The 3,699-nt window shown below is 59.9% G+C and carries 3 protein-coding genes; 1 reads left to right on the forward strand and 2 read right to left on the reverse strand.

Annotated features, from left to right (window positions below; all coding sequences use genetic code 11):
* Positions 1-145: 145 nt before the first annotated feature.
* The gene (locus L0H65_RS16200; RefSeq protein ID WP_301460185.1) at positions 146-1,642 is read right to left on the reverse strand and encodes an NAD-dependent succinate-semialdehyde dehydrogenase; all 1,497 of its coding nucleotides are present in this window, start codon (positions 1,640-1,642) and stop codon (positions 146-148) included.
* Positions 1,643-1,759: 117 nt separating this feature from the next.
* Entirely contained in the window at positions 1,760-2,236 is a 477-nt protein-coding gene (locus L0H65_RS16205) for an Lrp/AsnC family transcriptional regulator (protein ID WP_301460187.1), read from the reverse strand.
* A gap of 56 nt (positions 2,237-2,292) precedes the next feature.
* Between L0H65_RS16205 and L0H65_RS16210 the strand changes: the two genes are divergently transcribed.
* Complete coding sequence (locus L0H65_RS16210) at positions 2,293-3,678, forward strand: PLP-dependent aminotransferase family protein (RefSeq protein ID WP_301460189.1); 1,386 nt, start codon at positions 2,293-2,295, stop codon at positions 3,676-3,678.
* Positions 3,679-3,699: the final 21 nt, after the last annotated feature.

Genomic DNA, 3,699 nt, shown 5'->3' on the forward strand with positions numbered 1-3,699 from the left:
TAAACCCCCTCGCCGCCCGTGATCACACGGCGCGGCGTCTCACCGCGGGCATGCATCCCCATATGGGTCGAAGGGTGAAAAAAGTGGTCACGATCCCAGGCGTTCAGGTCGTTGGTCAGGTCTTGCATGTGGTGTCCTTTCCCGCTCAGGCGGCGGTGTCGATGCAGATGTATTTCAGTTCGGTAAAGGCTTCTAACCCGTGGCGCGATCCCTCACGGCCAAGGCCCGAGTGTTTCCAGCCGCCAAAGGGCACCGGCCCGCCGGTGATTTTCACACGGTTAACCGCAATCATGCCAAAGTCCAGCGCCCGCGACAGTCGCAGTTGGCGCGCGCCATCGCGGGTCACGACATAGGCGACAAGGCCATAAGGCGTGGCATTGGCGCGGGAGATCACCTCGGCCTCGGTATCAAACCCGATCACGGCGGCGACAGGCCCAAAGGTTTCCTCGCGCAAGATCAGCGCATCTTCGGGCACATTCAGGAGGAGTGTCGGCAGGTAGATCAGTGGCAGGTTGGGATCAACCTTGCCGCCCACTGCCACGGTTGCCCCTTTGGTCACTGCATCCATCACCTGCGCCGCCACCTTGGCCAGCGCACGGGCATGCATCAAGGGGCCAACCTCGGTTGCCGGGTCCAACCCGTTGCCAACCCGTAGCGCCGCAATCCGCGCACCAAAGCGGCGGCTGAACTCGGCCAAAATGGGGCGCGCCACATAAATCCGGTTGGCGGCCAAGCAGTCCTGCCCCGAGGTGGCAAATTTCGCATCCACCGCGATTTGCACGGCGCGGTCCAGATCAGCGTCCTCAAAGATGATCAAGGGCGCATGACCTCCCAGTTCCATCACCAAACGTTTCATCGTCGGTGCGCATTGGCTTGCGATCAGTTTGCCAATCTCGGTCGAGCCGGTAAACGACATCGCCCGCAACCGGTCATCGGCGCACATTCGGCCCACAATCTCGGCGGCGTCACCCGTCACCACGTTGAAAACCCCGGCTGGAACGCCTGCGCGTTCCGCCAATTCCGCCAGTGCCAGCGCCGAAAGTGGGGTTTCAGATGAGGGATGCACCACTGCCGTGCAACCCGCCGCCAGCGCCGCCGCGACTTTGCGGGTGATCATCGCTGATGGAAAGTTCCATGGCGTCACCACCCCCACCGGTCCCAAAGCCTCGCGCCGCACGAACATCTCGGCGTTGGGCAGATGGCTGGTGATGCCTTCAGCATTGCTGCGCAGCGCCTCACCGGCATACCAATCCAGAAAACTCGCGGCATAGTCGATCTCGCCCAGGCTCTCAGCCAGTGGCTTGCCTTGCTCCAGTGTCATCAAAAGCGCAAGATCGGCTTTGGCCTCAAGCATCAACGCCGCCCAGCGGGTCAGGATGCGGGCGCGGTCTTGCGGCAGGCGGTCGCGCCAGACCGGAAACGCCCGCGTCGCCGCCGCAATGGCGAGGTCCGTCTGTGCGCCCGAAAGCCACGCCACTCGGGCCACCAAGGCACCCGTCGCAGGATCGGTCACCGTGAAATCCGATGCATCGGCCGCCGCCACCCAAGCGCCGTCGATGTAGCCAAGCCCGCGCAGCAAGGCACGGTCACTCAGGCCACCAAGGGCGGGATGCGGCGGATTGCAGGGGGCTTGAAGCGTCATCGCAGACCTCTCATTCGTTTGAGGTAGGATGGCCGCAGTGGGGCAGATTAGGGGGCTGTTTTTGCCCGTCAATCCAGCCATGTTTAGCTGTTTTTCGTTTGAGAATAGAGACTCTCTCTATGACGATGAAAACAGAGACATCGGCACCGCGCCATCGTCCTTGACGCTGCGGGTGACGATATAGGTGAAATAGCGGTCAATACCGATGTTCGCAGTAAGCATCCCGTCAATCAGGCGCTGATAGGAGTCGACGTCGCGCGTCATCACTTTAAGGAAATAATCGACCCCGCCTCCCACCGACCAACAGGCAGTGATCTCCGGCGTCGCGGCGATGGTTTGTTCAAAACGGTCAAAGTCGGATTGGCGGTGATTGGCCAGCGTCACTTCGACGATGATGGTGGCAATCGGCGCAATTCGGCGCGGTGCCAAACGCGCATGATAGCCCTGAATTAGCCCAGCCTGCTCCAACTTGCGTAACCGCAACCAGCACGGCGTAGGGGATAGGCCCGCCAGTTCGGCCAAGCGTAGCTTGGTAATCCGGCCATCTTCTTGCACGGCCGCCAAAATACGCAAATCAATGACGTCCAGTTTCATCCCGCCCTCCACACAATTCATTTGCAGATTGATATGATATTTTGCAGATTGACACCATGACAAATTGGAAACCTGACCCCGCAGCCTTGCAGCGTCCTGCTTATCTTTCCTTGGCCGCGCAATTTGTGCGGGCGATCGAATCTGGTCAACTCGAGATTGGTGCGCGCCTCATGCCGCATCGCAAGTTGGCCGACAACCTTGGGCTTTCCGTGCAAACCGTCAGCCGCGCCTATGAGGAACTGATCCGGCGCGGGTTGGTCAGCGGTGAGATTGGGCGGGGGTCATTCGTCCTTGGCGGGGCTGCCGATGCCCGCCAACCCTATCTCGCAGAGCGCCCGGGTGAGGTGATCGATTTGTCGATCCTGAAACCCGTAGTGGGGGCGATGCAGCATGAACGACTCAAGCAGGGGTTCGCGTGGCTTGCCGAAAATCTGAGCATCGCCTCGGCCCTGTCTTTTCGCCCCAACATGGTGATGCCGCAGCACCGGAACGTGGCGGCAGGCTGGTTGAACCAGCAAGGCATTGCGGTTGATCCACACTCTATCTCTATCACCAACGGTGCGACGCCCGCGATCACCGCAGCATTGATGAGCGTCGCCCCCCCCGGATCCAGCATTGCGGTCGAGGCGCTGACCCACCATATTCTATCGCCGCTCTGTAGTTATCTTGGGTTGCATATCGAGGGCGTAAAGATGGATGCTGCGGGTATGATGCCTGCTGCGTTGGATGAGATGGCGCGGCGTGGGCAATTGCGTGCCATTTACTTACAACCTAATGTTATCAATCCTCTAGCGAGTCTTATGCCACTGGAACGTCGCGCTGAGCTTGTGGAAGTCGCGCGGCGATATGACCTGAACATCATTGAAAACGACATCCTGAACGTGATGGTGCCGGACCGGGTTTCAGCCTTTGCCACCCTTGCGCCAGAACGCACGCTCTATATCTGCGGCTTCACCAAGATCACCATGCCGGGGTTGCGGTTGGCCTTTCTGACCAGTCCGGCACGCCTTGCAACTGCCGTTTCAAATCGGCATCTGGTGGCAAATTGGATGGCAACGCCGCCGATGGTTGACCTGCTTTCTCACTGGATCGAAGACGGCACAGTGATGGATCTTGCCATGTGGCAGCGCCAAGCCATGCAGGAACGGCACCGGATTGCGCAAGAAGTCCTGGGGAAAAATATGCCCGCCTGTCATCCTAACAGCTTGCATCTCTGGTTGGATTTGGCCGCTGGTTGGACCGAGACGAGCTTTGTCGACCAGGCGCGCAGGCGGGGTGTTGCTGTGGCCGCGGGCCAAGCGTTCCGGGTTGGCGACAAAGCAAAGCGGCCCGCTATCCGTGTTTCTTTGGGCTCGACCCTGGCCGCGGACCTGCGCCGGGGGTTGGGAATTCTTCAAAGCACCTTCTCCGACGAGCCAGAGATTATTCTGCCTGTGATCTAAGCCAAGATGAAGTTAAAATTG

The sequence above is a fragment of the Pseudorhodobacter sp. genome (assembly GCF_030452865.1).
Classification (GTDB): Bacteria; Pseudomonadota; Alphaproteobacteria; order Rhodobacterales; family Rhodobacteraceae; genus Pseudorhodobacter.